General features: G+C 55.6%; 2 protein-coding genes. Both read right to left on the bottom strand.

What is annotated here, in order from left to right:
• Positions 1 to 165 precede the first annotated feature (165 nt).
• Positions 166 to 2,553: a relaxase/mobilization nuclease domain-containing protein gene (locus TW83_RS16500; protein WP_084697641.1), complete on the bottom strand. Its 2,388-nt coding sequence runs from the start codon at positions 2,551 to 2,553 to the stop codon at positions 166 to 168.
• Positions 2,546 to 3,109 carry a helix-turn-helix domain-containing protein gene (locus tag TW83_RS16495; RefSeq protein ID WP_162198077.1) on the bottom strand — a complete coding sequence of 188 codons (564 nt, stop codon included), beginning with the start codon at positions 3,107 to 3,109 and terminating at the stop codon, positions 2,546 to 2,548. The genes TW83_RS16500 and TW83_RS16495 overlap by 8 nt, the downstream gene beginning before the upstream one ends.
• Positions 3,110 to 3,290 lie beyond the last annotated feature (181 nt).

Raw genomic sequence — 3,290 nt, 5'->3', positions numbered from 1 at the left:
TACTTGGGGAATGTGGGTTAAGATCGAACGCATTCATGATGAGATAGTCGTAACCTATGGTCCCAAATAGGTTGTGATCGACCCACAGCGTTGCAAAGATATAGGCGAGGATTACCCCGCCCATCGTGAAAAATAGCCCAGAGGCAAGTTGACGTTGCATGTCTGCTACCTTTCGTACTCGTTGCTGCGGTCGCGATCTTTGTCAAAAGTCTCTTTGAGATAGTCCCGGTGATCCGACATAAGCCGCTCGGTTTCATGCGACATGACAAAGCCGGTGCTACGGTTGTTCATTTCCGCCTGCACCATGAGCTGTCGGCCAAACACCTGATCTTTGGTGATGTGGTCGATGGCGCCTAGATCGCCGCGGCGGAAACGGTCGTACTGAGCCTCGGTGGTGTTCTCTTTCAGCAGGCGAATGACTTCCTGGTGTTCCTCGGCGCTGTCTGTCAGCGAGTAGTCGCTGCCACTCTTTGCCCTGAGGTCGGCAAATGCGTCTACCGCAGCCGCACGCTGTTCCGGCCCCTCACGTTCCCGCTCGTCCTCGGCCAAGTAGCCTACGAACGGGGTTCTGTCCCTGGCGTAACGATCCCACATTTCAGACGCCAATGTTGCGTGGGCTGGCGACTTCTCGGCGAACTCTGAAACCTGCGGCTTGAAGGCATCCAACTCATTGCTGGCTTTCTCATATGCCTCTGTGTCGTTGCTATACCTTTCCGCAGCATCCCATTCCTGACGCTGGAACGACATTTCAATGTCCTGACGTTCGGCGTCAGTGACCGCCACTGCGTCGAGGCTGCGGGCTTCCAATGCGGCATCACGCTCATTCGCAGGCACGTACCCTTCCGGGGGCATGACAACATCGGTTGATCTGTCCCAAAGAGCAGATGCGAAAACTGCGTGTTCGCGCGACTGCTGCGCAAATTCGGTGAAGCGGGTTTGCGCAGCCTCAACCTGCTCCTGTCCCCTACTCCGCACTTCGCTGTCATCAGAATAGCCATAGCTAAAATCGGTGCGGCTGAACTGGTGTTCGATGCTGTCGCGTTCTGCGGCCGTCAACGTAGGACGCCCGCTAGCGTCGAGATAATCGCGTTCTAGCTGAGGCACTGGTCGTATGTCGTAGTGAGCCTGAAGATCCTCTCGGATTTCTTGGTAGACGTTTGTCAGCTCGGCAATCGCCTGCTGACGCTGCTCCGGGTCGGACAGGCTTAGATCGGCAGCTTTTGCGACCTGACGTAGATCATCCTGCATCCACATCTGTTCAAGGTACAAGCTCCCTGCCCCTGCCTGCAGGCGTGTCGTAATCGCTTCGGCACTCAACCCTGTGTCTCGGGTGTATTCCTCAATCCGCTCCGCTGCTTTCGACCAGGTGAAGTCATTTCCATCGGCCTTGTGCATGTAGATCGACATTCCGCGCGGGTCTTCGTGCAAACCTTTGGCATATCCCGCATCAGGGCTCAGCGCGGTGAATGCTGCCATGTTTTCTGAAAGCTGCTTTTCGTAAGGAACACGTTGAATCGCATCCTTCGTCAGAAGAACCTCCTGCGACCTTGCAAGTGCGTCGTTCAAAAGAGACGCGTACTGATCAAATTTCTCTAGCTCATCGGCACTAAGGGCGGGCATTTTGTAATCTCCTTTGTTCGACATAAGCATGTTCGCAACGCCCTCGTATGCGTTCTTAAGGCGCTGACAGTCTGCGTTGGCAGCAATAACAGCCATTGCTTCGTAACCAATTTTGGCAAAATTCACTTGCTCTTGCGCATACAAGAGATCTGTCCCAGTCCGGGGCCGCTGCTGCGGTGCGCGGCCTTCCCGGCTTGCATTCCACTGCTCGGTTTGCGTCGGCTGGCGATCGGTAATCCCGCGCTCAAAGCGCGAAGTCGGATCGAGCATGATACCGCGCCGTTCGGCATGTTCCGCCATTGCTTCACGGAATGCCTCGTAGCTGTAATCGGTCCCGCGCCGCATGTTGAACAGGCTGTTGTCGCTACCTCGGCGGTTCAAGACGATATGGGCGTGGGGGTGGTGTTCCTGGTCGTCATGAATGGCCGCGACATACTTGAAACGCGCATCACCATCTTCAAATTTCTCGGCGCATATATCGCGGACGATCTCTGTCACGTCCTTGATTGACGTACCCTCCGGAAAACTGAGGATCATGTGCGATGTCTGACCGTTCCGGGTATTCGCCCACCAGTTATCGGAAAGGCTGTCTACAAGCCTGTTGATTTGCTTGTTTGTTGGCTCATCGTGCGCCCTAAGAATGCCGCTCGGATCAATGACATTGGCAACCTTGTCGTCGCGGAAAATGTAATTGAGCTGGCCCTTCAGTCCGCTTTTGCTGTCGACGCCACCCGTTCGAACGAGCTTAAAAATGGCCTGACCGTGGCGTGCGCCGACCCGGCTCATGCGGCTGACAGAAAGCCCCTTCCCTCTCGAAGACTTGCCGCCCGAAGACCCGCCGCCTTTGCGCCATGGCGATCCGTTGCGGCTCGACTGCTCCCTGTCGAACAGTCGGCCCATAACCTGTTCGATTGCAGAGTGATGTTTACTCATCGAGGGTATCACCCGCCTCGTCAGCAGACAGTCTGCCGTGCAGGGTTGCAGCCTTCACCTGCATGTTGTGAAGCATGGCCCCAACGACCTTCTTGAGATTTTCCACCTCGTCGTTCGCTTGGCGGATGCGTTCAATCTGCTCCAGAGACGGATTTGCACTCCCGGTCTTCTTTACAGACACCGACAAAGCCGCTGCGATCTGGTTAAAATTACCGCCCAGAGCAGTCAGGTGCCTCATGGCTTCTGCAAGAAACTGTTCTTCGGCAGGGCTAGAATCGTAAAAACCGCCGACTGCTCGTGTCATTTTGCGCAAAAGAGCGGCCCTGCTCGACGCGACATTCTCCCGAACAAGCCTGTCTAGGCCAGCCTTCTCATGGGTCGTCACCTTCGCTCCGACGGTCACGTAGGCGGCGCGGTCTCCAATGATAGCGCCCTGGCCGCTTTTGATCCGGTAGACCGTCGATGGCGCAACGCCAAGCTGCTGCGCGATTTTCGCGGCTGAATGACCCTGCGAAAGAAGGGTCCGAATGCGGTTCCGGCGCTCAAGAGGTTTCACACAAATGGCTCCAAAATGCAATTTTGGTTAACATTGGACATATCCTGCAACTCAAACACTACCCTCTGACCCCCTCAAAAACAATCCCTCGATGCCGTAGGCGTCGAAAAAGGGAATGTGGGGGGGGCAGAATGCGGGTAGTGTTTGGCAATTTCCTTCCCGAAGATCGCAGATCGAAGGG

Source organism: Paracoccus sp. S4493, from assembly GCF_000967735.1.
Taxonomy (GTDB): domain Bacteria; phylum Pseudomonadota; class Alphaproteobacteria; order Rhodobacterales; family Rhodobacteraceae; genus Paracoccus; species Paracoccus marcusii.
This window is presented reverse-complemented; position numbering and strand designations above follow the sequence as displayed.

Excerpts from the sequence above, each read along its gene's own strand:
- TW83_RS16500 (WP_084697641.1), bottom strand. The coding sequence starts at position 2,553 with ATGAGTAAACATCACTCTGCAATCGAACAGGTTATGGGCCGACTGTTC.